A 21,859-nucleotide genomic window follows, 5' to 3' on the forward strand; every position below is an offset into this window, starting at 1 on the left:
TGACGGCTTCGTATTTGGGGAGGTTCTTGGTGAGTTTGAGGTCGCGGCGGATGTCGCCACGGTTGCGGCGGTGCCGTAGCGACAGGAGTTCGATGGTGTCGCCGGCGCCGAGTTCTTTGGCCAGGCCACGGGACTCGATCTCGGCGGTGAGGTACCAGTTGTGGGTGGTCAGCTCGGACAGCGCGGCATCGACGGTGTCTGCAGCGATCAGCAGTTCGCTGTCACTGTACAGACACGGCGGTCGCAGCTGCGAGATCTCCATACCCGAAACGATAGACGACCCCACCGACAGTTTTCAAAGCCGGGAACCCCTTATTTATAAGGGAATCCGAAGTGGCCGATATTGGTCAGGTTGTCCACAGGGTGCGTCGGCTTGTGGATGAACGGGCGTGTTTGGCGAGGGCCGGGGGAGGCGTCGCCGACGAGTATCAAGCAGCATGTCGAACACCTCACCGGAGCTGGGTGTTCGCTGCGGTAGGGAACGTGTCGTCGCAGTAGATGTTAGTTTCCGTGGCATGGGCGGGCAGCGGACGGCTGGGGAGTTTCACGCGGCTGATGGGGTTGAGGATTGGCGCGCGCTCTATCACCTGGTTTCGGCGCATTTTCGGACCGGTTCGCTGGCTGCGGGGGTCGCGCTCGTTGATGAGATCGGTCGGCTTGTCGACGGGAGTGAGGAGCAGTACCTCAGTGTCGACCTGCGGAGCGCCGGGGTCACGGTGTCGCTGGGGCGGCGCGATGTCGGGTTGGCTCGGCGGATTTCGGGTGTGGCCAAGGAGTTGGGGGTTTCTGCTGACCCGACCGCTGTTCAGGTCGTCAACGTGACGCTTGATGCCCTGGTCGGCGCTGACGTGTTGCCGTTCTGGCGGGCGGTGCTTGGGTATGGGCAGATCGGCGACGACTATCTGTTCGATCCGTTGCGTCGCGGGCCGGGCTTCGGGTTGCAGGAGTTGGCGGTGGCGCGGCCGGAGCGCAATCGTCTGCATCTCGACGTCGCCGTTCCTCACGATCAGGCCGCGGAGCGAATCGCCGCCGCCCTGGCTGCGGGCGGTCGGCTGGTCTCCGACGTGCATGCGCCGAAGTGGTGGGTGCTGGCCGATGCCGAGGGCAACGAAGCGTGCGTTGCCACCTGGGTCGACCGCGAATAGGCGATCCGCGACCCCGCAGTACTGGCGCCGTGCTCGGGCCGGCTGGGAAATGGAGTCAGAGCAGTCGGTCGAGGGCTCGCTGGATGGAGGTCATTACCTTGTCCAGGTCGGCTGCGAAGGCCGGATTGACCTGAGCCATCCCGGCGAACCACAGGCCGAAGGCTACGTCTCGGGTGGCGATGAAGTTGTCCAGGTGGGCGAGGTCGGGCAGCTCGCGGTGTTCGCCGTAGCCCTCGAGAAGCGCTGCCCGGATCTCGGCATGGTCGGGTCGGCTGCGGTACTCCCACAGCGGTACTGCGATGTCGTAAAGCCAGTAGCCGAACCCGCAGTCGTCGAAGTCGATCAGCCGGACCGCGTCGCCGTCGAACAGGGCGTTCTCCAGATGCAGGTCGGCATGAATCAGGCCGAAAGCGTCCGGCTCCGATCCGAGCTCCGCCGTCACCGTACGCATCCGGCGCGCGATCTCGTCGAACTGCGCGCGTACCGGTGCCGGCAACAGGTCCCAGCAGTCGGCTGCGGCGACACCGCCGTACTCCATGGTGTTGCCGAAGAAGGTCTCCCAGTCCCACCGCATGCGGACGAAGCCGCTCGGCGGGACCCACCCTGAGGCGTGATCGTGCAAACGGGCGAGGACGCCACCCAATCGCCGGAAGTGCACGGGTCGCGGATTGGCCGCCTGCATCCGTCCGCCCTGCCAGCCGAGGACCGAGCAGACCAGGCCGTCGGCGACAGTGGTCCACTCTGCGCCGTGGGTCCGTACCGGTGTCGGCACGCTCAGCTCCGTGTCTGCCTGCAACGCGGTCAGCCAGGCCAGCTCCGATCCGACCGCGACCCGCGAATCGACCCCAGGGCCGTGCCGGTTCGGCCGGTGTACGCGGAGCAGGAATCGGCCATCGCGGGAGTCGACCCGGAACGTGGTGTTCTCGCCATGCGCGATGAACGACAGGCGCGGCTCGTCGATCGGGTAGTCCGCAAGCGCCCGCACGCCCGTACGGCGGATGCGTGCGACCTGCGCGCGCGTCGACTCAAGCTCGGGCATCCACGCAGCGTATCGGCGCACGTTCGCGGGCCACTACCGAATTTCGGGCTGACTGGTGGCTGGCCCCTGCGCGAGTCGGAGCGCCACCAAACACCAAACCCACGGGTAGAGGCTTTGGCTCGGTCGGCTAGGCGTGGCTGAGTGTGGGGAGCGCGCTGGTGGTGGGGTTGGTGTGTGGTGGCGGTGCGGTGGACCTCGGGCGGGTCAGGATGGGGGGATGGGTGAGGTGCTCGGCTATGTGCGGCTTCAGGACAAGTATGCGTTTCCTGAAGGCACCGGCGTTCTGTCCGTCAACGGACTGGCGGTGGCCAAGGCGGCGCGCGGTCGGGGGATCGGCTCGATCCTGATGACCGCGGTCACCGACGAGGCGACGCGCCGCGGCGCTCGCAAGATCACCTTGCACGTCCACGGCACGAACACCGTCGCAAGGCGACTCTACGAGCGCCACGGTTACACCGTCGAAGGAACCCACCCACGAGAGTTCCTGATCGAAGGCCAGTACGTCGACAGCCTCGTACTGGCCAAATTCCTGACCTAGTACTACGGATTGACACCGTGCTCACGCAGCCACGGCTTGGGGTCGATCGGGTCGCCGCCGCCGGGCAGTACTTCGAAGTGCACGTGCGGGCCGGTCGTGTTACCGGTGACGCCGATCGCGCCGACCTGGTCGCCTGCCTGGACCGTGTCGCCGACGGAGACGGTGAACGCGGACATGTGGCTGTACGACGTGACGGTGCCGTCGGCGTGACGGACCTTCACCTGGCGACCGTAGGCGCCTTCGTAGTCGGCCTGGATCACTTCACCGGCCATCACGGAGTCGATCGGCGTACCGATCGGAGCCGCGAAGTCGAGGCCGGTGTGGTTGTTCGCCCAGCGTCCGCCGGCCTGGCCGAAGCCCGCCGTCAGGTGGTAGCCGGTGGTCGGCAGCACGACCTTGGGCGCCGCCTTCGCCTTGGCGATGGCCTCGGCCTTCGCTTTGGCGGCCGCAGCAGCAACAGCCTTGGCCTTGAGGGCCGCTTGTGCCTTGGCCGCTGCCAGCGCGAGGGCACGACGCTGGGTCAGATTCGCATTGGCCGAAAGCTTCGCAGCACGAGCCTTCGCCACGGCCGCCGCGTCGGCCTGCGCCTTGCGGGTGGACTCGAGCGACAGATCGAAGCGCGCCATGTCGCGCGAGGCGAGGTCGCGGCGCTCGATCCGGGCGGCGGTCATGGCATCGAGCTGGCTGGCGGTGGCGCTGGTCGTGGCGTTGGCCGGACCGGCAGAGGGGGAGATGGCGACGGCACTCGTGCCGGCGGCGGCCGCGAGGGCGGCCGTCAGGCCGACCAGCTGGACGCCACGGACGGAAGAGCGACGGGACGTCAGGCGGTGCTTCGCCACCCGACGCGCGCCGGCCGGAGTACGACGGGGTGTCGTACGTCCTGCTTCCGACACGTCATGGTGAGGGGACACGAGAGCCTTCCAGAGTCGAGTTGCCCCCGGGGTCATCCCCAGCGGCCCATCGACCATAACGAGGAGGTCACGGTCTCCTCAAACGCGCGTTGCGACCAGATCACGGATTTCGGCCACGGACAGTGAGCGCCATCTGCCGAACAGTGCGCGGTCAGGCGTGAAAGTGACCCGCGGGTAGTTCGATCCGGCCGTGATGGGGATCACCCGGGTCACAGCTGTCCGGAGGCCTTTGGAGCCGTTATGCAGGCGTCCACAATATGAGAGGTTTGTCCACTAACTTACTTCCCTTTCAATAACCTCGCATACTGGGAATCACCAGGCCCGAAGGAAGGAGACGGTGATGACAGAACCAGCTCGGCGTGAACTCGCCTTCTACCGTCTCCACATCGACCTGCAGCGCGTCTCCAGCGCCCTCTGTCTGCTCTGACAGCTCTTTAGACCACCCCTTTTGTCATGACGGCCCATTCTGGGTCCGTCCACAGCGCCGTGCCCGCAGCTCCAGTGCGGGCCGGCGTCACCCCTGCCTGCCCGCCGCCGCCCGGGAGCTCTCTGTGTCGACCACCTCGCTGACCTCGGCAACTGCCGCCGCCGACCCACCGCAAGGCCCTGCCCTGTCCGATGCCGACCTGCCCGTGATCGGGCGCCGGCACCCGTGGCGCTGGGTCGGAGTCGCCGTCGTCCTGGTGCTGCTGGCGATGTTCGTGCACGGACTCGCCACCAATCCCGGCTGGGACTGGCCGACGTTCTTCCAGTTCTTCACCACCCAGACGATCTTCTCGGCGCTGGCGGTGACCCTGCAACTGACCTTGTACGGAACGGTTCTGGGCTTCGCGCTCGGCGCGGTGATCGCGACCATGCGACTGTCCAGCAGCCCGTTCCTCCAAGTAGTTGCCTGGGGCTACATCTGGGTGTTCCGCTCGATCCCGTTGATCGTCCAGCTGCTGTTCTGGTTCAACCTGGCCTATCTCTACCAGGAGCTCAGCCTCGGTATCCCGTTCGGACCGGAGTTCGTGCACTTCAACACGAACAACCTGTTCGGCCCGCTCGGCGCCGCGGTACTGGGCTTGGCTTTGCATCAGGCCGCGTACGCCGCCGAGATCATCCGCGGCGGCATCATCTCGGTCGACCAGGGGCAGACCGAGGCGGCGGCAGCGCTCGGCATCCCGCGGTCGCGGCAGTTCTTCCGGATCGTGCTGCCACAGGCGATGCGGTCGATTCTGCCGAACGGCGCGAACGAGGTGATCCAGCTCTTCAAGGGCACCTCGATCGTCTCGGTGATGGCGATCCCGGAGCTCTTCTATCAGGTCCAGGTGATCTACGGCCGGAACAGCCGGGTCGTGCCTTTGTTGATGGTGGCAACGGTCTGGTACATCGTCCTGACCACGGTGCTGTCGATCGCGCAGTTCTATCTCGAGCGGTACTTCGCCCGCGGTACCAGCCGCTCGTTGCCACCGACACCGATTCAACGGGTGCGCCGAACGTGGCGCTCGATCCAGGCCAAGGCCTCGGCGCGACCCGATGCGGGGGTGACCTCGTGACCGCGATGGTCGACCTCAAGGGCGTGCACAAGGCGTTCGGCACGCTCGAGGTCCTCAAGGGGGTCGACCTGGAGGTCCGGGCCGGCACCGTGACCGTGATCCTCGGCCCGTCCGGTTCGGGCAAGTCGACGCTGCTGCGGTCGATCAACCATCTGGAGAAGGTGGATCGCGGCCTGATCCGGATCGACGGTGAGCTGGTCGGGTACAAACGGCGCGGCGACAAGCTGTACGAACTGCGCGAGCGGGAGATCCTGCACCAGCGGTCGCAGGTCGGGTTCGTCTTCCAGAACTTCAACCTGTTCGCGCACCTGACCGCACTACAGAACGTCGTCGAGGCTCCGGTCTCGGCACAACGCCGCAAGCGCCGCGAGGTCGAGCCGGTCGCGCGGGAGCTGCTGGAGCGGGTCGGAGTCGGCGACAAGGCCGATGTCTACCCGCGCCAGCTGTCCGGCGGGCAACAGCAACGAGTAGCCATCGCGAGGGCGCTTGCCCTGCGACCGAAGGTGCTGTTGTTCGACGAACCCACCAGCGCGCTCGACCCGGAGCTGGTCGGCGAGGTGCTCGACGTGATCAAGGAGCTCGCCCGGGCCGGCTCGACGATGGTCGTCGTCACCCACGAGATCGGCTTCGCCCGCGAGGTCGCGGACACCGTGGTGTTCATGGACGGCGGCGTGATCGTCGAGTCCGGCCCACCGCACCAAGTTTTGGACAACCCCACTCACGAGCGCACCCGCGCCTTCATCTCCAAGGTTCTCTGATGAAACGATCCCTGCTCGCTGTCGCCCTGCTACCGATCGCCTTGCTGGCGGCCTGCGGCGCCGATCCCACCACCACCCAGAACGCCGCCGCCGACACCGGCGGCATCAACACCGGGCCCGAACAGAACCGGGTGACGGCGGCCAAGAACGAGGCAGCCGCCGCGCTGGTACCGGCCAAGGTCCGCGAGCGCGGCACCCTGATCATCGGCGGCACCGTCGGTACGCCGCCGCTCGGGTTCGTTGCTGATGACAACAAGACCCCGATCGGGATCGAGGTCGATATCGCCACCCTGGTCGCGAGCGAGCTCGGACTGAAGCCGGACTACCAGGTGACCAGCTGGGAGAACCTGTTCGTCGGTCTCGACTCGGCGAAGTACGACGTCGGCTTCTCGAACATCACCGTGACCGAGAAGCGCAAGCAGAAGTACGACTTCGCCACCTATCGCAAGGACGACATCTCGTTCGAGGCGAAGAAGGGCGGCAGCTGGAAGGTCGCCAGCGGCAAGGACGTGGCCGGCAAGACGATCGCGGTCGGCAGCGGCACCAACCAGGAGAAGATCCTGGTCGACTGGAACGAGGCGAACATCAAGGCCGGCTTGCCGGCCGCCTCGATCAAGTACTTCCAGAACGCGTCCGACACCTACCTGGCGCTGTCGTCGGGCCGGATCGACGGGTACTTCGGGCCGAACCCGAGCGTCGCCTACCACGTCAAGGTGAGCGGCCAGACGGAGACGATCGGCAAGTTCTCCGGCGCCGGAGCATCGCTGCAGGGCCTGATCGCGGCCACCACGAAGAAGGACAGCGGCCTGGTGCAGGCCTTCCAGGCGGGGCTGAACGCGGCGATCGCCGACGGCAGCTACGCCAAGGTGCTGGCCCGCTGGAACGTCGCGAACGAAGCGGTCGACAAGTCCGAGATCAATCCGCCCGGCCTGCCGATCACGAGCTGAGGGACGATGATGAAGAGAGCACTTGTTGCCGGTGTGCTGTTGGTGGCACTGGCTGGTTGCGCGGATCCGGTCGCCGAGGCGCCGAAGGGCAGTGACGCGTCGGCGATCTCGTTCGACACCTCGGCCACGCAGTCGCACATCACCTCCGCCAAGGTGGACAGCATCGCGGCCGAGTTGCCGGCCGCGGTACGGGAGAGCGGGAAGCTCATCGTCGGCAGTGGTTCGGCCGGTGGTGGGCAGCCGCCGCTGGCGTTCACCGCCGACGACAACAAGACCCCGGTCGGGGTGGACATCGACTTCGCCTACCTGGTCGGCAGCGTGCTCGGTCTGCAGGTGGAGATCCAGACCACCAGCTGGGAGAACCTGTTCCTCGGGATGGACTCCGGCAAGTACCAGGCCGGTATCTCGAACATCGGCGTCTCCGAGCTGCGCAAGGAGAAGTACGACTTCGCGACGTACCGGCTCGGGCTGCACGCCTGGGAGGCGAAGAAGGGCTCCGGCTGGACGATCACCAAGCCCGCGGACATCGCGGGCAAGACGGTCGCGGTCAGCTCGGGCACCTTGCAGGAGGCGATCCTGCTCGACTGGAACAAGCAGAACGTCGCCGCCGGCCTGAAGCCCGCGAGCCCGAAGTACTACCAGTCGGCGACCGACTACTACCTGGCGCTGGAGTCCGGCCGGATCGACCTGTACCTCGGGCCGAACCCGACCGCCACCTACCACGTGGCGACGTCGGGCAAGACCGAGATCATCGGCACCGTCTCGTCCGGCTACCCGATCCAGGGGCTGGTCGCGGTGACCACCAAGAAGGACAGCGGGCTGGCCAAACCGTTCGCGGACGCGCTCAACGCGGCGATCCAGGACGGCAGCTACGCCAAGGTGCTGGCCAAGTGGCACCTGCAGGCGGAGGCGGTGCCGAAGTCGCTGGTGAACCCGCCCGGACTGCCCAAGAACAAGCAGAAGTGATTCAGCCGAAGTGAGAGGTGCAAGGGGCTAATGGCAACTATCGCGACCATCTCCAGCAGTCCGTCCGACGTGTCCCGGACCGACGCGGTGCTCTCCTATGTGACCAAGCGGCTGCTCAGCCACGGACATCGGGTCACGCCGATCGTGCTGCGTGACCTGCCGGCGTCGCCGTTGCTGCGCGGGCAGGCCGACGACCCGGAAATCGCGCGAGCGGTCGAGACGCTGGCCGCCGCCGACGCGGTGGTGGTGACGACGCCGGTGTACAAGGCGGCGTACGCCGGGTTGCTGAAGGTGTTCCTCGACCTGCTGCCGCAGTACGCGTTGCGGAGCAAGCCGGTGTTGCCGCTGGCAACGGGTGGGTCACCGGCCCACGTCCTGGTGATCGACTACGCGCTCCGGCCCGTGCTCACGAGCCTCGGCGCCGGGTCGATCGGGCAGGGCTGGTTCGTCTTGTCGTCACACATCCGCCTGTACGACGGGGGCGGGCTGCTGCTCGATCCTGCCGCATCGGTGCCGCTCTACCAGGTGACCGAGGCCTTCCTCTCCACGGTGGAAGGCGGGCAGGTGGTGGAGAGCTTGCCGGTGCAGACGAGTGCGCTCGAGGTAGTACGTGCGAGGCCGGAGGATCCGGAGGCGGCGCCGTTGCTGGCCGACCTGGTGGTCGAGTACAGCACGCGGTACGGGCGAAGTAACGATCACACGCTGCTGACGGAAGTACCGCCATCGGACTTCCACCGCGAGCAAGGTGGGGCGTTCGTGCTGTTGCGGCACGGCGGGGAGACCGTTGCCGGGGGCGCCATTCGCCGGTATGACGACCAGACCGCCGAGGTGAAGCGGATGTGGACGTCGCATCTGCATCGGCGGCAGGGGCTCGGTCGGCGGGTGCTCCAGGAGCTCGAAGTGGCAGCACGCGATCTCGGGTACCGGCGGTTGTATCTGACCACCGGGCCCCGGCAACCGGAGGCCAGCGCGTTGTATCTGGCAGCGGGGTTCGAGCCGCAGTTCGATCTGGACGTCGACCCGGAGTCGATCGGGCCGCTGCCGTTCAGCAAGAACCTGTCGGTCAGCTTGCAGGTGGCGTCATGAGCCGGCGACTGATCACGGCCATCGAGATCGACGGCGCCGGTGGGCATCCTGCTGCTTGGCGTGGCGCCGAGCTCGACCCGGCGGCCATCCTGACCGGCGAGGTCGCGTTGCGTGCGGTCCAGCGGGCGGAGGCGGCCGGGATCGACTTCGCAACCTTCGTGGACACGCTGGAGGCTCCGGCCGACGAGCCGGCGCAGGTCAGCGCCCGGCTGGATGCGCTGGGGCTGGCAGCGCGAATCGCGCCGTCGACCGATCGCATCGGGTTGATCCCGACGCTAACGGTCACCCACACGGAGCCCTTCCACGTGCAGGCGTCCGTCGCCACGCTCGACTTCGTCTCGGCCGGTCGCGCGGGCTGGCTCGCCGACGTCTCGACCAGTGCGGAGGCGGCCGCAGTTATCGGTCGCCGCGAGCCCGCACCGGCCGCCGATACCTGGCGCGAGGCCCGGTACGTCGTCGATGTGAGCCGTCGGCTCTGGGACTCGTGGGAGGACGACGCGATCATCCGTGACGCCCCGAGCGGCCGATTCATCGACCGCGACCGCATCCACTACGTCGACTACACGTCGCCGGCGTTCGATATCAAGGGTCCTTCGATCGTGCCGAGGCCGCCACAAGGGCATCCGCTCACCGCCGTTCGGCTGAGTTCGCCCGAGGCGCTGCAGGCCGCGGCGGACGCCGATCTGGTGTTGCTGCCGGGCGCTACTGAGCTTGACGACCGGCTGGCCGCAGTACGGGCAGCAAGTCTCACTCCGCGGGTGCTGCTCTCTGTGAGCGTGCTGCTCGACGAGGACGAGGCCAGCGGGGTACGACGGGCTGCCGGGGCTGAGGTTGATTACGTCGGCACAGTGGAGGGGTTGGCCGACCTGATCGAAGGATGGAACGCGGCCGGGGTGGACGGGATCCATCTGCGGCCTGCCTCGCTCGAGCTCGACGTACCGGTGATCGCGGAGCGCCTCGTCCCGTTGCTGCGGGAGCGGCGGCTGCTCGGGCCGGCGGTCGATCGGGCGACGTCGTTGCGGAACCGGCTCGGGCTGAAGCGGCCGGCCAATCGGTATGTGGGGAGCAGGAGATGACCAAGCAGCTTCATCTGGCGGCGCACTTCCCCGGGGTCAACAACACGACGGTGTGGTCCGACCCTGAGTCCAGATCGCAGATCGACTTCGCGTCGTTCCGGCACCTGGCGGAGACGGCCGAGCGCGGGACGTTCGACTTCTTCTTCCTGGCCGAGGGGTTGCGGCTGCGCGAGGTGAAAGGACGGATCCACGACCTCGATGTGGTCGGGCGGCCCGAGTCGCTGACCGTGCTCAGCGCGCTGGCCGCGGTGACGACGCATCTGGGTCTGGCGGCGACGGTGAACTCGACGTTCAACGAGCCGTACGAGCTGGCCAAGCGGCTCGCGACCCTCGACCACCTCTCGGGTGGCCGCGCGGCGTGGAACGTCGTCACCTCATGGGACGCCTTCACCGGCGAGAACTTCCGCCGCGGTGGGTATCTCGACAAGAGCGACCGGTACGTCCGGGCGCAGGAGGCGCTGCGGGTGGTCCGGAAGCTGTGGGAGTCCTGGGACGAGGAGCTCGTGCTGGACCAGGGGGGTGGAGTCTTCGCTCGTGAGGGCGCTGGGGCCTTCGCGGACGAAGGCGACCACTTCTCCATCCAGGGCCGGTTCGGGTTGCCGCGGTCGCCGCAGGGGCATCCGGTGGTGATCCAGGCCGGGGACAGCGACCAGGGCCGGGATTTCGCGGCCGAGGGCGCCGACGTGATCTTCAGTCGCCATGGCAGCTTCGAGGCCGGCCAGGCCTTCTACAAGGACGTGAAGGCGCGGCTGCCGCAGTACGGGCGGTCGGAGGACTCGCTGAAGATCATGCCGGCGGTCACGGTCGTTGTCGCCGACAACGATGCCGAGGCGGCCGACAAGGCGCAGCACATCCGTGAGCAGCAGGTCTCCGGGCCGACGGCGATCGTGCTGGCCGAGCTGCTCTGGGGACGCGACCTGTCGTCGTACGACCCGGACGGGCCGTTGCCTGCCGAGGGTCCGGTGGTCGGGTCCGGGGTGACGCAGGGGCGGGTCGGCTACAACGACCCCGCGCCGATCATCGCCGAGTGGCGGGCGCAGGCGGAGGAGCATGGCTGGTCGCTGCGGCAGACGGTGATCAACCAGCAGAACCGGCAGACGTTCGTCGGCTCGGCGTCGACGGTCGCTTCCGCGATGAACAGGCATGTGCAGGAGGACGCGGCTGACGGCTTCGTCCTGGTCCCGCACCTGACTCCGGGTGGCCTCGACGACTTCGTCGACCAGGTCGTGCCGCTGCTCCGCGATCGAGGGGTGCTGCGTTCGGAGTACACCGGTACGACGCTCCGCCACCACCTCGGGCTGGATCGATGACCGCGCCGGCCATCCTCCATCGCCACCGGTCGACCGAGGACCCCGCCACGGTGGTTTTCGTGGGTGGCGGTCCCCGGACGGTCGGCCTGCTGGAGCGGTTCGCGGCGAGTGCTGAGGAGTTGCTGGGGGACCGGGCGGTCGAGATCCACGTGGTGGATCCATACCCGGCCGGTGGCGGGCGGATCTGGCGGCGGGACCAGTCGCGGCTGCTCTGGATGAACTCGATGGCCTCCGACGTCACGATCTTCACCGACGAGTCCGTCGTCTGCGAGGGGCCGATCAGCCCGGGGCCGGATCTGGCCACCTGGGCGAACGGTGTCGGCGCGACCCTGCTGGAGGAGGCCGGGCTGGAGGCGCCCGGTCCGATGGACTTCCCGCCCCGGCTGCTGCAGGCGGAGTACCTGAGCTGGGTCTGGGATCGCGTCCTCCGGTCGCTTCCGCCGGGCGTCACGGTCACGACCCACCTGGAACGCGCGGTGTCGCTCACCTCGGACTGGGGCAACCGTGTCGAGCTGGCATCCGGGGAGGTGCTGGAGGCGGACCTCGTTGTGCTCGCCCTCGGGTACCTCGACCGGGTGCCGACGGCCGACGAGGCGGCTCTGGCGGACGCCGCCTCGTCGGCCGGCCTGACCTATATCCCGCCCGGCTACACCGCCGACGTCGACCTGAGCTCGTTGCGACCGGCCGAGCCGGTGATCGTGCGCGGGTTCGGGCAGGCGTTCATCGACCTGATGGTGCTGCTCACCGAGGGGCGTGGCGGCTGGTACGACTCGGGCAGCGGGCGGCTCGAGTACAACCCGTCGGGCAGCGAACCGATCCTGTACGTCGGGTCGCGGCGCGGCGTGCCCTATCACGCGAAACTCGGCTACACGGTCGCTGGTACGACGCCCGTTCCGACCCGGTACCTGACCAGCGCCGCCCTGGACGAGCTGGGCGACGGGGTGCTCGATTTCGCCACCCAGGTGCGGCCATTGGTCGACAAGGAACTCACGTTCGCCCACTACCAGCAGCTGTTCCTGGCGCACCCGGAGCGAACCAGGTGGCCGTGGCAACAGTTCTTCGAAGTGCTCGACCGGACGTTGCCCTCGGCTCCTGAATTCGTTGCTGCGGTGAATGAGGCTGTCCCGGCCGTGGAGGATCGGTTCGTGCTGGCCGCGGTCGATCGGCCGCTGGCCGGGTTGACCTTCGAGGAGCCCGGACAGCTGGATCGCGAGCTGGTGGGGTTGATCGAGAACGATCTGCTGCGTCGCGCCGATCCGCTGCACTCGGCCGATCTGGCCGTTTTCAACGCGTTGCTGAGCGTCTACACCGTGCTCTCGGTGGCGATCACGGCCGGCCGATTGTCGGACGAGGACCGGGTCCGGCACGTCGAGACCGAGTGGCACGGCTTCTTCTCCTTCGTGGCCAGCGGTCCGCCGCCGCGCCGGCTGGAGGAGCTGCTCGCGCTGCATCGGGCCGGCCTCGTCCGGTTCGCGGGTCCCGATCTGAAAGTTGCTCTAAGCAATGATCGGTTCGTTGCCGCCAGCCCCGCCCTGCCGCGGGAGATCGAGGCGCGCGCCTTCGTGGAGGCCCGGTTGCCGAGGCCCGATGTGCTCGCCACCCCGGATCCCTTGCTGACCGGGCTGCTCGAGTCGGGGCTGCTCGCCGCCGATGAGCTGATCGCGTCGGACGGTACGAGTCTCGGCGGCGGTCAGCTCAAGGCGGACGGCGAGTGCCGCGCGATCAAGGCCGACGGCTCGGTCCATTCCTCCCTGTTCCTGCTGGGACCCTCGGTGTCCGGTTCGGCCGGCTCGTCGGGGTTCTCCCGGCCGCACTTCAACGGTCCGGGCTTCCGCCAGAACGACGCGGTCGCCCGGAACCTCTTGCGCCAGTTGACACTCACGAGCCAGAAAGCAGGTCAACGCCATGCCAGTTGAGTTCCTCGGAATCGCCGGGACGAACCCGGCCAGCGAGGTCACGCCGCGCACCGGTGCCGCCCTCGATCTCGAGTACACGGCCAAGCTCGCCAGAGCCCACGAGGACAACGGGTGGGACCGGATCCTCTTCGCGTACCACTCGGGCGCGCCCGATCCGTCCCAGGTCGCGGCTTTCGTGGCAGGCAGGACCGAGCGGATCAACCTGGTCGTCGCGCACCGGCCCAACGTGGCCTATCCGACGCTGACCGCGAAGACGTTCGCGACGCTCGACCACCTCAGCGGTGGGCGGTTCGAGGTCCACGTGATCACTGGTGGGTCGACGGCCGACCAGGCGGCGGAGGGTGACTTCCTGGCCAAGGACGACCGGTACGGACGGACGCGCGAGTTCATCCAGATCCTCAAGCAGGCCTGGACCTCCGACGAGCGCTTCGACTTCGCCGGCAAGCACTATCAGTTCGAGCAGTTCGTCGCGGACATCAAGCCGCTGCAGCAGCCCCGGCCGCGGATCTCGTTCGGTGGTTCGTCGGCGGCCGCCTATGCGGTCGGGGCCGCCGAGGCGGACATCTTCGCGCTGTGGGGCGAGCCGTTGGCCGGTACCGCCGAGCAGTTGGCCACGATCGACGCGGAGGCCGCCAAGGCCGGGCGCGCCAGGCCCACCATTCAGATCGCCTTCCGGCCGATCCTGGCGCCGACCGAGGAACTCGCCTGGGAGAAGGCGGAGACCGTCCTCGGCCGGATCAAAGCCGCCCAGGCCGGTGGTGCTCAGGTGAAGGGCCGGTTCCGGGATCCCCGGAAGACGCCGGAGAACGCCGGCTCCCAGCGCCTCCTGAAGGCAGTCGAGGCCGGTGATCGGCACGACCGTGCCCTGTGGACGGCACCGACCGGCCTGACCGGTGGCGGCGGCAACTCGACCGCCCTCGTCGGTACGCCGGAGACGGTCGCGGCCGCGTTACTCGACTACTACGACCTCGGGGTCCGGATCTTCTCCGCCCGCGGCTACGACATCTACGACGACGCCGTCGACTTCGGCCGCTACGTGATCCCGCTGGTCCGCGAGGAAGTCGCCCGCCGCGAGCAGACCACCCAAGAGGAGCTGGCGTCATGACCGTCACGACTGAGCAAGCTGAGCTTGAACAGAGCTGGCAGACCTGGCACGCCCTGCGCGAGCAGGACCTGAACACGGACTACGGCTGGCTCACGGTGGTCGCCTTCAACTGGCTGCCGACGTCGCCGGAGGAGCTGCCGGGGCTGCCGGGCAAGTGGTGGGCTGCCGATGGGTTGGCGCACGTGACGACCAGCGGTGGTCTGACACTCAACGGCGAGCCGGTAGACGGCACCACCTCGGCCAGCGTCGCTGAAGCCGGCTCCCTGAGCTGGCTGCTGTACGGCGACAAGCTGGTCGAGCTGGTACTCCGCGGAGGCCGCTACGCGGTCCGGCAGCGCGACCCGCGCGCTACTACCCGAGCCGGCTTCAACGGAGTGCCCACCTACCCGGTTGACCCGGCCTGGGTGGTCACTGGCCACTTCAGCCCGCGCGAGGAACCAGTGCGCATCGAGGTGGCTACTGCTCGCCCGGACCTCCGGCAGCACATCACGTCGATCGGCACGGTCCACCTCGCGCTCGGCGATTCGGCGTACGAGCTGGTTGCGACCGCAGCGGGGGAGGGGAAGGTGTCACTGTCCTTCCAGGACGAGACGAACGAGGACGAGACCGCTCCCTGGCGCATGGTGACGACCGGGCGGGTGCAGAGTGACCGGACCGTTGTCGTGGACTTCAACCGGGCCATCAACCTGCCGTTCGCCTTCACGGACTTCGGCACCTGCCCTGCACCTGTCATCGGCAACCAGTTGGCTCTACCGGTCACCGCGGGGGAGAAGAGGCCCCGGTGAAGTTCTGTACGTACACGCTGATCGACAACTCGCCGGACCCGGTCAGCGGGCAGCAGCTTACGACGTACGAGTGGTTCCAGCGCGTGGTCCGGCAGGCGCAGTGGGCGGAGGAGCTGGGCTTCGACGGCTACGGCGTCGGCGAGCGGCATGCGCAGCGGTTCATCTCGTCGTCGCCGCCGGTGGTGCTCTCCTACATCGCCGCCTCCACCAGCCGGATCAGGCTGCTCACCACGGTCACTGTCGTGTCGTTGCTGGACCCGGTCCGCGTTGCCGAGGACTACGCGACGCTGGACCAACTGTCGGGTGGACGGCTCGACATCATCATCGGCAAGGGCAACGACCCGGAGCAGAACGCCCTGTTCGGGTACGACCTCGACGGGCAGTGGGACCGGAACAGGGAGAAGTACGAGCTGCTCCGGCGACTGCTGCGGGAGGAAGGCGTGTCCTGGTCGGGGACCTATCGGTCGCCGCTAGTGGATGCCACTACTCAACCCCGGCCGCTGCAGGAGCCACTGCCGATCTGGCACGGCTCTGCCTCGTCCACGGAGTCCACTGAGCTCGCTGCGAAGTGGGGCGAGCCACTGTTCTCCGCGAACGGCTTCCACCCGATGGAGAAGTACGCAGGGTTGATCCGGCACTACCGGGAGCGCTGGGAGGCGTACGGGCACGACCCGGCGGATGCGGTGGTCGGGGCCGGCTTCAACGGGCTCTACGTGAAGAAGAGCTCACAGGAGGCGCTGGACGGGTACCGGCCGATCTTCGACGCCTTCATGGACTCTCCGGGCGCCAAGCACAACAAGCTGCCGTTCACGACGCTGGAGGAGTTCCTGGAGCAGGGATCGGTGCTGGTCGGGTCGCCGGAGCAGGTGATCGACAAGTTCGGCCGCTACCAGGAGGCGTTCGGGCATGAACTCTCCGGCGTCTCGCTGGAGGTCCCCGGCCTGCCGGAGGACGAGAACCGGGCCAGTGTCGAGACTTTCGTCACCGAGGTGGTACCGGTCCTGCGGGCCTCGTATCCGAGCCGTGTCTGGTCCTGAAAATTGGTCGGAAGCACTCCGGAGAACCGGTATGCTTCTCTGGTCGGACGAGGGGTCCAGCAGGGCACTTCTTCCCCGATTTCACATCGGGGCAGGAGACCGTGTAATCTCTCTCCTCGGCCCGCCCCTTTAGCTCAGTCGGCAGAGCGTCTCCATGGTAAGGAGAAGGTCTACGGTTCGATTCCGTAAAGGGGCTCTGAGAATCGCTGCACCACCCGGTCCGCCGGGTGGAGCATCGGACTCTCTGGCGGGGTAGCTCAGGTGGTTAGAGCACACGGCTCATAATCGTGGTGTCGCGGGTTCGACTCCCGCCCCCGCTACTTCGAGAACGCGATCACCCCAGTTGCGCGTTCCAGACAAAAAGAGGCAGTAGTGGCAAAGGCAAGCGACGTCCGGCCGAAGATCACCCTTGCGTGCACGGTCTGCAAGGAGCGGAACTACATCACCAAGAAGAACCGGCGCAACGACCCGGACCGTCTTGAGCTGAAGAAGTACTGCGCGCGTTGCAACGATCACACCGATCACCGCGAGACCCGCTGACCTCAGCAGTCTTCACGTCAGGCCCGCTTCGACACCGAAGCGGGCCTTTTCGTTTGCCCGGACCTTTCAGACGGTGAGGATGGGCTTGCCGGCCTCGTAGGCGGTCAGGCGGTCTTCTCGCGAAGTCAGGCAGCAGGAGCCGCAGACAGTGCCGCAGCCTTTCGCGCTCGTGTAGTAGAGGCAGCAGGTGTTGCGGAGATAGACGAGCTTGCCGGCGGCCTCGGTGACCTCGCCCAGCCGGGACAGCTCCGCGGGGGCCTTCGCGACGAAGGTCTGCCAGCGCTCCAGCAAGAAGGACGGGGCGACCGTCTCCTGCTCGCGGGTGGCGGCACAGAAGGCCATCGCGCAGCCGGCGGCCACCCCACCGTGGAGTTGGCGCAGGCCGGCCCGCGTACGGCGGTGGAGCTCGGCCGAGAGCGGGAGCAGGTGCTGGGTCAGCACCACGTCGTACAGGGTCTGCAGGCCGCCGGGGAGGAAGCTGGCCGAGCGGATCGCGACCGAGGCGATGCCGTGGCCGTCGTGCGGCTTCACCCAGAGGTTGTGGGGGCGGATGTCGAGCACCCGGCCCTCGAGCGCCCAGAGCAGCAGTGCGGTGGCCGGCGCGCGGCCCGCGTAGAACGACATCAGGCTGAGGGCGTTGGCATGGGCAGAGACGTGGTCGCTCGCGTCGTGGTCACGTTTGAGCAGCTCGGTCAGCTCGGGGCCGTCCGGTTCGAGTAGCCGGTCGACCCGCAGCCACTCGGTCCCGCCGGGTTCACCGATCTCGAGCCCGTACCTCGGGGCGTAGCGGGCCAAAGCGGCTACACCTCCCCGTCGTGCCGTCACGCGTCCTCGCCCTTCGTCTCGGGAGGAGTGGGTGGCGGCACTCACGGGACAGTCTAGGGTTACTGACCATGACGATCGACGCCACGATGGTCGGCCGGAGCTACGCGGCCGCCGAGTCCTACCAGGTTGGCCGGGAGAAGATCCGGGAGTTCGCCGACGCGATCGGCGACCCCAACCCGGCCTACCGCGGTGATGACGCCGTCGCGCCGCCGACCTTCGCCTTCATGGTCGCCAACCCGGCGCTGATCGAGCTGCTCGGCGACGCGGAGCTCGGGCTGCGGCTGGACCGGATCGTGCACGGCGCGCAGAAGTTCAGCTACACCCGCCCGATCAAGGCCGGCGACGAGATCGCCGCGACCGCCACCATCACCACTGTGCGCAAGGCCGGTGACGTCGAGGTGATCATGTACGAGACCGCGCTGACCACCGTCGGCGGCGACCCGATCGCCACCTCGACGTCGACGATCTCGCACAACCGGGCGGACGCATGAAGAGCGTCGAGGCCGGCACCGAGCTGCCGCCGCTGACCATCACCGTGCGCCGCGAGGACCTGGTCCGGTATGCCGGCGCGAGCGGCGACTTCAACCCGATCCACTGGAGCGACCGGATGGCCGCGGCCCTCGGGCTGCCCGGCGTGATCGCGCACGGCATGCTCACGATGGCCAACGCGGCCCGCGTGGTCACCGACTGGCTCGACGACCCGGCCGACCTGGTCGAGTACGGGGTGCGCTTCACCAAGTTCGTCGTCGTCCCGGATGACGACAAGGGCGCCACGGTCACCTTCTCGGCGAAGGTCGACAAGCTCACCGACGACAAGGTCACCGGCGGCGGCCTCGCCGAGATCGACATCACCGCGTTCGCCGGCGAGGAAAAAGTCCTCGGCCGGGCCCGGGCGGTCGTGCGCGTCGCGTGAGTACTCAGCAGCCCTCGACCGGCACCGTGTCCAAGGACGTCCGGCTGGCGGACTTCACCACGCTCCGGATCGGCGGCCCCGCCGACCGGCTGATCGAGGTGACCACCGAGCAGGAGTTGATCGACGCGGTCCGCGAGGCCGACGCGACCGCTCAGCCGGTGCTGCTGCTGTCGGGTGGCAGCAACGTGGTGATCGGCGACGAGGGCTTCCGCGGAACGGTGATCAGGATCGCCACCCGTGGCATCCGGGTCGACGCGGACGCCTGCTCCGGCGCGATGATCCACGTGCAGGCCGGCGAGGACTGGGACGCCGTCGTCCAGCGCGCGATCGCCGAGGAGTGGAGCGGCCTGGAGTCGATGTCCGGCATCCCCGGACTGGCCGGCTCGACACCGGTCCAGAACGTCGGCGCCTACGGGCACGAGGTGGCCGAGTCGATCGCCTCCGTCCGCGTCTGGGATCGCGTCGACAACGCCGTCCGGACGATCTTCGCCGCCGACTGCGGCTTCACCTACCGCAACTCCCGCTTCAAGGCCGACCCCAGCCGGTACGCCGTCCTGGAGGTCGCCTTCCAGCTGCCGCTCGGCAACCTCTCGGCCCCGATCGGGTACGCCGAGCTGGCCCGCGTACTCGACGTCGAGCCCGGCTCCCGCGCCCCGATGACCGAGGTCCGCGAGGCGGTGCTCGAATTGCGCCGCAGCAAGGGCATGGTGCTCGACGAGTCCGACCACGACACCTGGAGCGCAGGCTCGTTCTTCACCAACCCGCTGCTCGGCACCACGGCCGAAGTACCGGCCGGTGCGCCGCAGTGGCCGCAACCGGACGGTCGCGTGAAGACCAGCGCCGCCTGGCTCATCGAACACGCAGGCGTAGCCAAGGGCTTCGCCATCGGCAACGCCGCGGTCTCCACCAAGCACACCCTCGCCCTCACCAACCGCGGCAACGCCACCTCCAAAGAACTCCTGGCCCTAGCCACCCACGTCCGCACCCAGGTCCACCACGCCTTCGGCATCACCCTGATCAACGAACCGGTCCTGGTGAACTGCAGCCTCTGAACACAACGACAGGAAGTAGTGGCCCAGCGGCCACTAGCTCTCGCCTAGGCCCCACCCTCAGCGCCCAGTTACCGCACTACTTCCTGTCGCTCTGTACGCCTGTGGACAACCCAACGCACCCAACGGCCTAATCCAGGCACCATCTGCGGGTGGAATCGCTTGCCAAGGTGCTGGCCGACAACCAGGGCCAGCTCAGCTACGCTGCGCTGAAAGCCATCACCTCGCGCCGTGAACTCGCCTCGGCACTGAAGAGCGGAACGATCGAGCGCCGCTCACGATGCACTGGGCGCCGATCACCAAGGACGACTGGCCGGACAGGATCACCTCTGTGCTGCGTACGGTTCTCGACTGTGCGCGGATCCTTCCGTTCGACGAGGCGTTGGCGGTCGCCGATGGCGCCTTGGCGAAGGGGCTGATGAATCGAGAGGAGTTCACCAGGGCTGCAGACACGATGCGTGGCCCTGGCCGACCCAATGCTCGCCGGGTTGCCGCCGCGATGCACGCCGGGGCCGAAAGCTTTCTCGAGTCGATGCTGCGCGCACTGCTGCTGACGGAGCAGATCGAAGGCTTCGAACCGCAACTCCTGGTCGAGACCGGCTCGTTCCCGGTGCGGGTCGACCTTGGACACCGGCAGGCTCAGGTTGCGCTGGAGGCCGAGGGGTATGCCTTCCACGGCTCAAGTGGTGACTTTGCCGCCGACTGCCGTCGCTATGACGAGCTGGTGGCGATGGGCTGGTTGGTGCTGCGGTTCACCTATTGGCAGGTGCTGAACGAGAAGAAATGGGTGGCCGAGATGATTCGTGCGGCGTTGCTGCAGCGGGGGTGCGGGCAGAGCGACAGGAAGTAGTGCGGAAGGGCGGTCCTGGGCGTCGTTGGCTGAGCGCGTAGGCCGGGGATGGGGATTACTACTGCCTGTCGTTGTGTCCGAGGTCAGGTCATCTGGTCCATGGGGCTGCGGATGGTGGCGGGGAAGCGGGTGAAGTCGCGGATTGCCTGGTGGATGGACTGGGCTTTCGGGTCTTCGGCGTAGCGAGAGGTGCGGGTCAGGGCGGCCACCTCGCTGATGCGGTGGATCAAGGGGCGCATGCGGTACTCCGTTCGGGTCTCGAGGACTGGGGCCAGGGCGTCCTGGGCGCTGTCCAGGTCGCCCAGGAGGAGGTAGGCCTTCACCTGCTGGAGGCGGGCCATCCGCTCGGAGCCTGGGTTGCGGCGGGCGTGCGGGGCTGCTTCGAAGAGGGCGACGCTGTGGTCGGCGTGCTCCAGGGTCAGCTCCGGCTGGCCGAGCGTCAGGTAGGTGTCCGACCACAGTCCCTCGGCGCGTTCCGGCGTACAGAGGAAGAGGCCGCCGAGCTCGGGCACGGACGAGTCGGGTCTGGTGCGTTTGGCCTGGTCGAGCATGGTCCGGGCCTCGTCGGTCCGGCCGGCCCGCGCCAGATCCAGGGCGGCAGCCGCCGTCAGGAAGCGCGCGGAGGTACCGGCGGCGTACTGGAGCCCGTCCAGCGCGAAGCCGAGCGCGTGGTCGATGTCGTCCTGCCAGAAGGCGGCGGTGTGCTGGGTGGCCCGGACCCAGGCGCGCAGCTCGTCGTGGCCGGCGGCGTCGGCGCAGGCCCAGGCCGTCCGGGTGTGGCTCTCGGCGACGTCCGGACGGCCGAGGTCCACCGACATCCAGCCGAGCAGCGTGAGCGCCCAGCCGGCCGCGGCGTACAGGTCGCGGGTCTGCTGCGGTAGCTGCCGGCCGGAGAGCAGCCGGAAGGCTCGGTCGCGGACGGCGACGCTGCGCTGGAACAGCGCCTTGGTCGGCACCTTGAGGTAGTTCTGCGCGATCCGCTCGATATCGGCGTGCAGCTGCTCGACGGTGAGGCCGCCGACGTTTGACTCCTCGGCCAGCGCGAGCAGCGAGATCGACGCGTCGCCGGCGTCGATCAGCTCGTCCTCCAGCCCGGCCATCGAGCAGCTGGTCGCCTCGGATGACAGCGATCCCGACGTACCGGTCTGGCTGAAGCCCAGCTCGCTGTCGCTGGTGACGCGCAGGACCTCGCGCAGCCCGGCCCGGTACGCCGCGCCCGGCCAGCGCACCGCGCCGCGTTCGAGCTTGGCGATGTAGTGGCCGTCCAGCTCGTACTTCGTATCGGTGGTCGACCAGAGCCAGGCACAGACCGACTCGGCAAGCTCCGAGCGGGACATATAGGAGCCCGGCGTACTGGAGGACTGGGTCCGCTCCCGGGCGGCTCGCAACAACTCGTTCGACTCTGACATGACGGTAACTCTAGGTGCCCGGACACGCTCCGCGACGGTCGTCAGGGCCGTTGTGCAACAGCTGCCCCAAACTGCCCCGCAGTGCCCCGAGATGCCCCGATTCCCTGCCCCGCTTG

At 68.0% G+C, this 21,859-nt stretch carries 24 protein-coding genes and 2 tRNA genes; 21 read left to right on the forward strand and 5 right to left on the reverse strand.

Annotation, left to right across the window (positions count from 1 at the left end; genetic code table 11):
- On the reverse strand, window positions 1-262 hold a 262-nt coding region (locus G3I17_RS20235), incomplete at its 3' end, for a hypothetical protein (RefSeq protein ID WP_203590519.1).
- A gap of 175 nt (window positions 263-437) precedes the next feature.
- On the opposite strand from G3I17_RS20235, the gene G3I17_RS20240 reads away from it, so the two are divergent.
- Window positions 438-1,145 carry a VOC family protein gene (locus tag G3I17_RS20240; RefSeq protein WP_239062739.1) on the forward strand — a complete coding sequence of 236 codons (708 nt, stop codon included), beginning with the start codon at window positions 438-440 and terminating at the stop codon, window positions 1,143-1,145.
- Between the two features lie 55 nt (window positions 1,146-1,200).
- Here G3I17_RS20240 and G3I17_RS20245 read toward each other — a convergent pair whose 3' ends face one another.
- Window positions 1,201-2,184: a phosphotransferase gene (locus tag G3I17_RS20245; protein ID WP_164598572.1), complete on the reverse strand. Its 984-nt coding sequence runs from the start codon at window positions 2,182-2,184 to the stop codon at window positions 1,201-1,203.
- A 217-nt stretch (window positions 2,185-2,401) separates the two neighbouring features.
- Between G3I17_RS20245 and G3I17_RS20250 the strand changes: the two genes are divergently transcribed.
- Window positions 2,402-2,722, forward strand: a complete 321-nt coding sequence (locus G3I17_RS20250) for a GNAT family N-acetyltransferase (RefSeq protein ID WP_164598574.1) — start codon at window positions 2,402-2,404, stop codon at window positions 2,720-2,722.
- Between the two features lie 2 nt (window positions 2,723-2,724).
- Here the strand turns inward: G3I17_RS20250 and G3I17_RS41690 are convergent, their stop codons facing one another.
- Window positions 2,725-3,615 (reverse strand): M23 family metallopeptidase, encoded by an 891-nt coding sequence (locus tag G3I17_RS41690; protein WP_203590520.1) that lies wholly within the window; start codon window positions 3,613-3,615, stop codon window positions 2,725-2,727.
- 358 nt (window positions 3,616-3,973) lie between these two features.
- Here G3I17_RS41690 and G3I17_RS42140 point away from each other — a divergent pair, with 358 nt between their 5' ends.
- From G3I17_RS42140 to rpmG, 15 genes are all read left to right on the forward strand, one after another.
- A complete protein-coding gene (locus G3I17_RS42140; RefSeq protein WP_343238371.1) occupies window positions 3,974-4,060 on the forward strand; it encodes a putative leader peptide in 87 nt (28 codons plus the stop codon).
- A 139-nt stretch (window positions 4,061-4,199) separates the two neighbouring features.
- Window positions 4,200-5,171 carry an amino acid ABC transporter permease gene (locus G3I17_RS20260; protein ID WP_239062746.1) on the forward strand — a complete coding sequence of 324 codons (972 nt, stop codon included), beginning with the start codon at window positions 4,200-4,202 and terminating at the stop codon, window positions 5,169-5,171.
- A 5-nt stretch (window positions 5,172-5,176) separates the two neighbouring features.
- A complete protein-coding gene (locus G3I17_RS20265; RefSeq protein ID WP_164599171.1) occupies window positions 5,177-5,929 on the forward strand; it encodes an amino acid ABC transporter ATP-binding protein in 753 nt (250 codons plus the stop codon).
- Complete coding sequence (locus tag G3I17_RS20270; RefSeq protein ID WP_164598578.1) at window positions 5,929-6,876, forward strand: ABC transporter substrate-binding protein; 948 nt, start codon at window positions 5,929-5,931, stop codon at window positions 6,874-6,876. The genes G3I17_RS20265 and G3I17_RS20270 overlap by 1 nt, the downstream gene beginning before the upstream one ends.
- A 6-nt stretch (window positions 6,877-6,882) precedes the next feature.
- Window positions 6,883-7,842 (forward strand): ABC transporter substrate-binding protein, encoded by a 960-nt coding sequence (locus tag G3I17_RS20275; protein WP_164598580.1) that lies wholly within the window; start codon window positions 6,883-6,885, stop codon window positions 7,840-7,842.
- Window positions 7,843-7,872: 30 nt separating this feature from the next.
- Window positions 7,873-8,928, forward strand: coding sequence for an NADPH-dependent FMN reductase (gene ssuE, locus G3I17_RS42145; RefSeq protein ID WP_164598582.1), 1,056 nt, complete (start codon window positions 7,873-7,875; stop codon window positions 8,926-8,928).
- Complete coding sequence (locus tag G3I17_RS20285) at window positions 8,925-10,004, forward strand: LLM class flavin-dependent oxidoreductase (protein WP_164598584.1); 1,080 nt, start codon at window positions 8,925-8,927, stop codon at window positions 10,002-10,004. Before ssuE ends, G3I17_RS20285 begins: the two co-directional genes overlap by 4 nt.
- On the forward strand, window positions 10,001-11,314 hold the full coding sequence (locus G3I17_RS20290) for an NtaA/DmoA family FMN-dependent monooxygenase (RefSeq protein ID WP_164598586.1): 1,314 nt from the start codon (window positions 10,001-10,003) through the stop codon (window positions 11,312-11,314). The genes G3I17_RS20285 and G3I17_RS20290 overlap by 4 nt, the downstream gene beginning before the upstream one ends.
- Entirely contained in the window at window positions 11,311-13,230 is a 1,920-nt protein-coding gene (locus tag G3I17_RS20295) for an FAD/NAD(P)-binding protein (RefSeq protein WP_164598588.1), read from the forward strand. The genes G3I17_RS20290 and G3I17_RS20295 overlap by 4 nt, the downstream gene beginning before the upstream one ends.
- Entirely contained in the window at window positions 13,220-14,335 is a 1,116-nt protein-coding gene (locus G3I17_RS20300) for an LLM class flavin-dependent oxidoreductase (protein WP_164598590.1), read from the forward strand. The genes G3I17_RS20295 and G3I17_RS20300 overlap by 11 nt, the downstream gene beginning before the upstream one ends.
- Window positions 14,332-15,120 (forward strand): DUF1684 domain-containing protein, encoded by a 789-nt coding sequence (locus tag G3I17_RS20305; RefSeq protein WP_164598592.1) that lies wholly within the window; start codon window positions 14,332-14,334, stop codon window positions 15,118-15,120. Before G3I17_RS20300 ends, G3I17_RS20305 begins: the two co-directional genes overlap by 4 nt.
- Complete coding sequence (locus G3I17_RS20310; protein WP_164598594.1) at window positions 15,117-16,157, forward strand: LLM class flavin-dependent oxidoreductase; 1,041 nt, start codon at window positions 15,117-15,119, stop codon at window positions 16,155-16,157. Before G3I17_RS20305 ends, G3I17_RS20310 begins: the two co-directional genes overlap by 4 nt.
- A 123-nt stretch (window positions 16,158-16,280) precedes the next feature.
- Window positions 16,281-16,353: transfer RNA gene (locus tag G3I17_RS20315), tRNA-Thr, on the forward strand.
- Between the two features lie 50 nt (window positions 16,354-16,403).
- Window positions 16,404-16,477 (forward strand) — tRNA-Met (locus tag G3I17_RS20320).
- Window positions 16,478-16,529: 52 nt separating this feature from the next.
- Window positions 16,530-16,697, forward strand: a complete 168-nt coding sequence (gene rpmG / locus G3I17_RS20325) for a 50S ribosomal protein L33 (protein ID WP_020388160.1) — start codon at window positions 16,530-16,532, stop codon at window positions 16,695-16,697.
- Between the two features lie 66 nt (window positions 16,698-16,763).
- Here rpmG and G3I17_RS20330 read toward each other — a convergent pair whose 3' ends face one another.
- Window positions 16,764-17,492 carry a hypothetical protein gene (locus G3I17_RS20330; protein ID WP_203590521.1) on the reverse strand — a complete coding sequence of 243 codons (729 nt, stop codon included), beginning with the start codon at window positions 17,490-17,492 and terminating at the stop codon, window positions 16,764-16,766.
- A gap of 98 nt (window positions 17,493-17,590) precedes the next feature.
- On the opposite strand from G3I17_RS20330, the gene G3I17_RS20335 reads away from it, so the two are divergent.
- The 4 genes from G3I17_RS20335 (at window position 17,591) to G3I17_RS20350 (ending at window position 20,334) form a co-directional block, all read left to right on the forward strand.
- Entirely contained in the window at window positions 17,591-18,013 is a 423-nt protein-coding gene (locus G3I17_RS20335; RefSeq protein ID WP_164598598.1) for a MaoC family dehydratase N-terminal domain-containing protein, read from the forward strand.
- Window positions 18,010-18,435 carry a MaoC family dehydratase gene (locus G3I17_RS20340; protein WP_164598600.1) on the forward strand — a complete coding sequence of 142 codons (426 nt, stop codon included), beginning with the start codon at window positions 18,010-18,012 and terminating at the stop codon, window positions 18,433-18,435. The genes G3I17_RS20335 and G3I17_RS20340 overlap by 4 nt, the downstream gene beginning before the upstream one ends.
- Window positions 18,432-19,487 (forward strand): UDP-N-acetylmuramate dehydrogenase, encoded by a 1,056-nt coding sequence (locus G3I17_RS20345; protein WP_164598602.1) that lies wholly within the window; start codon window positions 18,432-18,434, stop codon window positions 19,485-19,487. Before G3I17_RS20340 ends, G3I17_RS20345 begins: the two co-directional genes overlap by 4 nt.
- Window positions 19,488-19,764: 277 nt before the next feature.
- Window positions 19,765-20,334 (forward strand): DUF559 domain-containing protein, encoded by a 570-nt coding sequence (locus G3I17_RS20350; RefSeq protein ID WP_203590522.1) that lies wholly within the window; start codon window positions 19,765-19,767, stop codon window positions 20,332-20,334.
- An 83-nt stretch (window positions 20,335-20,417) separates the two neighbouring features.
- Here G3I17_RS20350 and G3I17_RS20355 read toward each other — a convergent pair whose 3' ends face one another.
- Window positions 20,418-21,743, reverse strand: coding sequence for a hypothetical protein (locus G3I17_RS20355; protein ID WP_203590523.1), 1,326 nt, complete (start codon window positions 21,741-21,743; stop codon window positions 20,418-20,420).
- Between the last annotated feature and the right edge of the window lie 116 nt (window positions 21,744-21,859).

The sequence above is a fragment of the Streptomyces sp. SID13031 genome (assembly GCF_010548305.1).
Taxonomy (GTDB): Bacteria; Actinomycetota; Actinomycetes; order Propionibacteriales; family Kribbellaceae; genus Kribbella.

Coding starts and splice junctions, on each gene's coding strand:
- G3I17_RS20275 (WP_164598580.1), top strand. CDS start 6,883: ATGATGAAGAGAGCACTTGTTGCCGGTGTGCTGTTGGTGGCACTGGCT.
- G3I17_RS20300 (WP_164598590.1), top strand. CDS start 13,220: ATGCCAGTTGAGTTCCTCGGAATCGCCGGGACGAACCCGGCCAGCGAG.
- G3I17_RS20305 (WP_164598592.1), top strand. CDS start 14,332: ATGACCGTCACGACTGAGCAAGCTGAGCTTGAACAGAGCTGGCAGACC.
- G3I17_RS20245 (WP_164598572.1), bottom strand. CDS start 2,184: ATGCCCGAGCTTGAGTCGACGCGCGCGCAGGTCGCACGCATCCGCCGT.
- G3I17_RS20265 (WP_164599171.1), top strand. CDS start 5,177: ATGGTCGACCTCAAGGGCGTGCACAAGGCGTTCGGCACGCTCGAGGTC.
- ssuE (WP_164598582.1), top strand. CDS start 7,873: ATGGCAACTATCGCGACCATCTCCAGCAGTCCGTCCGACGTGTCCCGG.
- G3I17_RS42140 (WP_343238371.1), top strand. CDS start 3,974: ATGACAGAACCAGCTCGGCGTGAACTCGCCTTCTACCGTCTCCACATC.
- G3I17_RS20285 (WP_164598584.1), top strand. CDS start 8,925: ATGAGCCGGCGACTGATCACGGCCATCGAGATCGACGGCGCCGGTGGG.
- G3I17_RS20295 (WP_164598588.1), top strand. CDS start 11,311: ATGACCGCGCCGGCCATCCTCCATCGCCACCGGTCGACCGAGGACCCC.
- G3I17_RS20335 (WP_164598598.1), top strand. CDS start 17,591: ATGACGATCGACGCCACGATGGTCGGCCGGAGCTACGCGGCCGCCGAG.
- G3I17_RS20240 (WP_239062739.1), top strand. CDS start 438: ATGTCGAACACCTCACCGGAGCTGGGTGTTCGCTGCGGTAGGGAACGT.
- G3I17_RS20340 (WP_164598600.1), top strand. CDS start 18,010: ATGAAGAGCGTCGAGGCCGGCACCGAGCTGCCGCCGCTGACCATCACC.
- G3I17_RS20270 (WP_164598578.1), top strand. CDS start 5,929: ATGAAACGATCCCTGCTCGCTGTCGCCCTGCTACCGATCGCCTTGCTG.
- G3I17_RS20250 (WP_164598574.1), top strand. CDS start 2,402: ATGGGTGAGGTGCTCGGCTATGTGCGGCTTCAGGACAAGTATGCGTTT.
- G3I17_RS20290 (WP_164598586.1), top strand. CDS start 10,001: ATGACCAAGCAGCTTCATCTGGCGGCGCACTTCCCCGGGGTCAACAAC.
- G3I17_RS20355 (WP_203590523.1), bottom strand. CDS start 21,743: ATGTCAGAGTCGAACGAGTTGTTGCGAGCCGCCCGGGAGCGGACCCAG.
- G3I17_RS20350 (WP_203590522.1), top strand. CDS start 19,765: ATGCACTGGGCGCCGATCACCAAGGACGACTGGCCGGACAGGATCACC.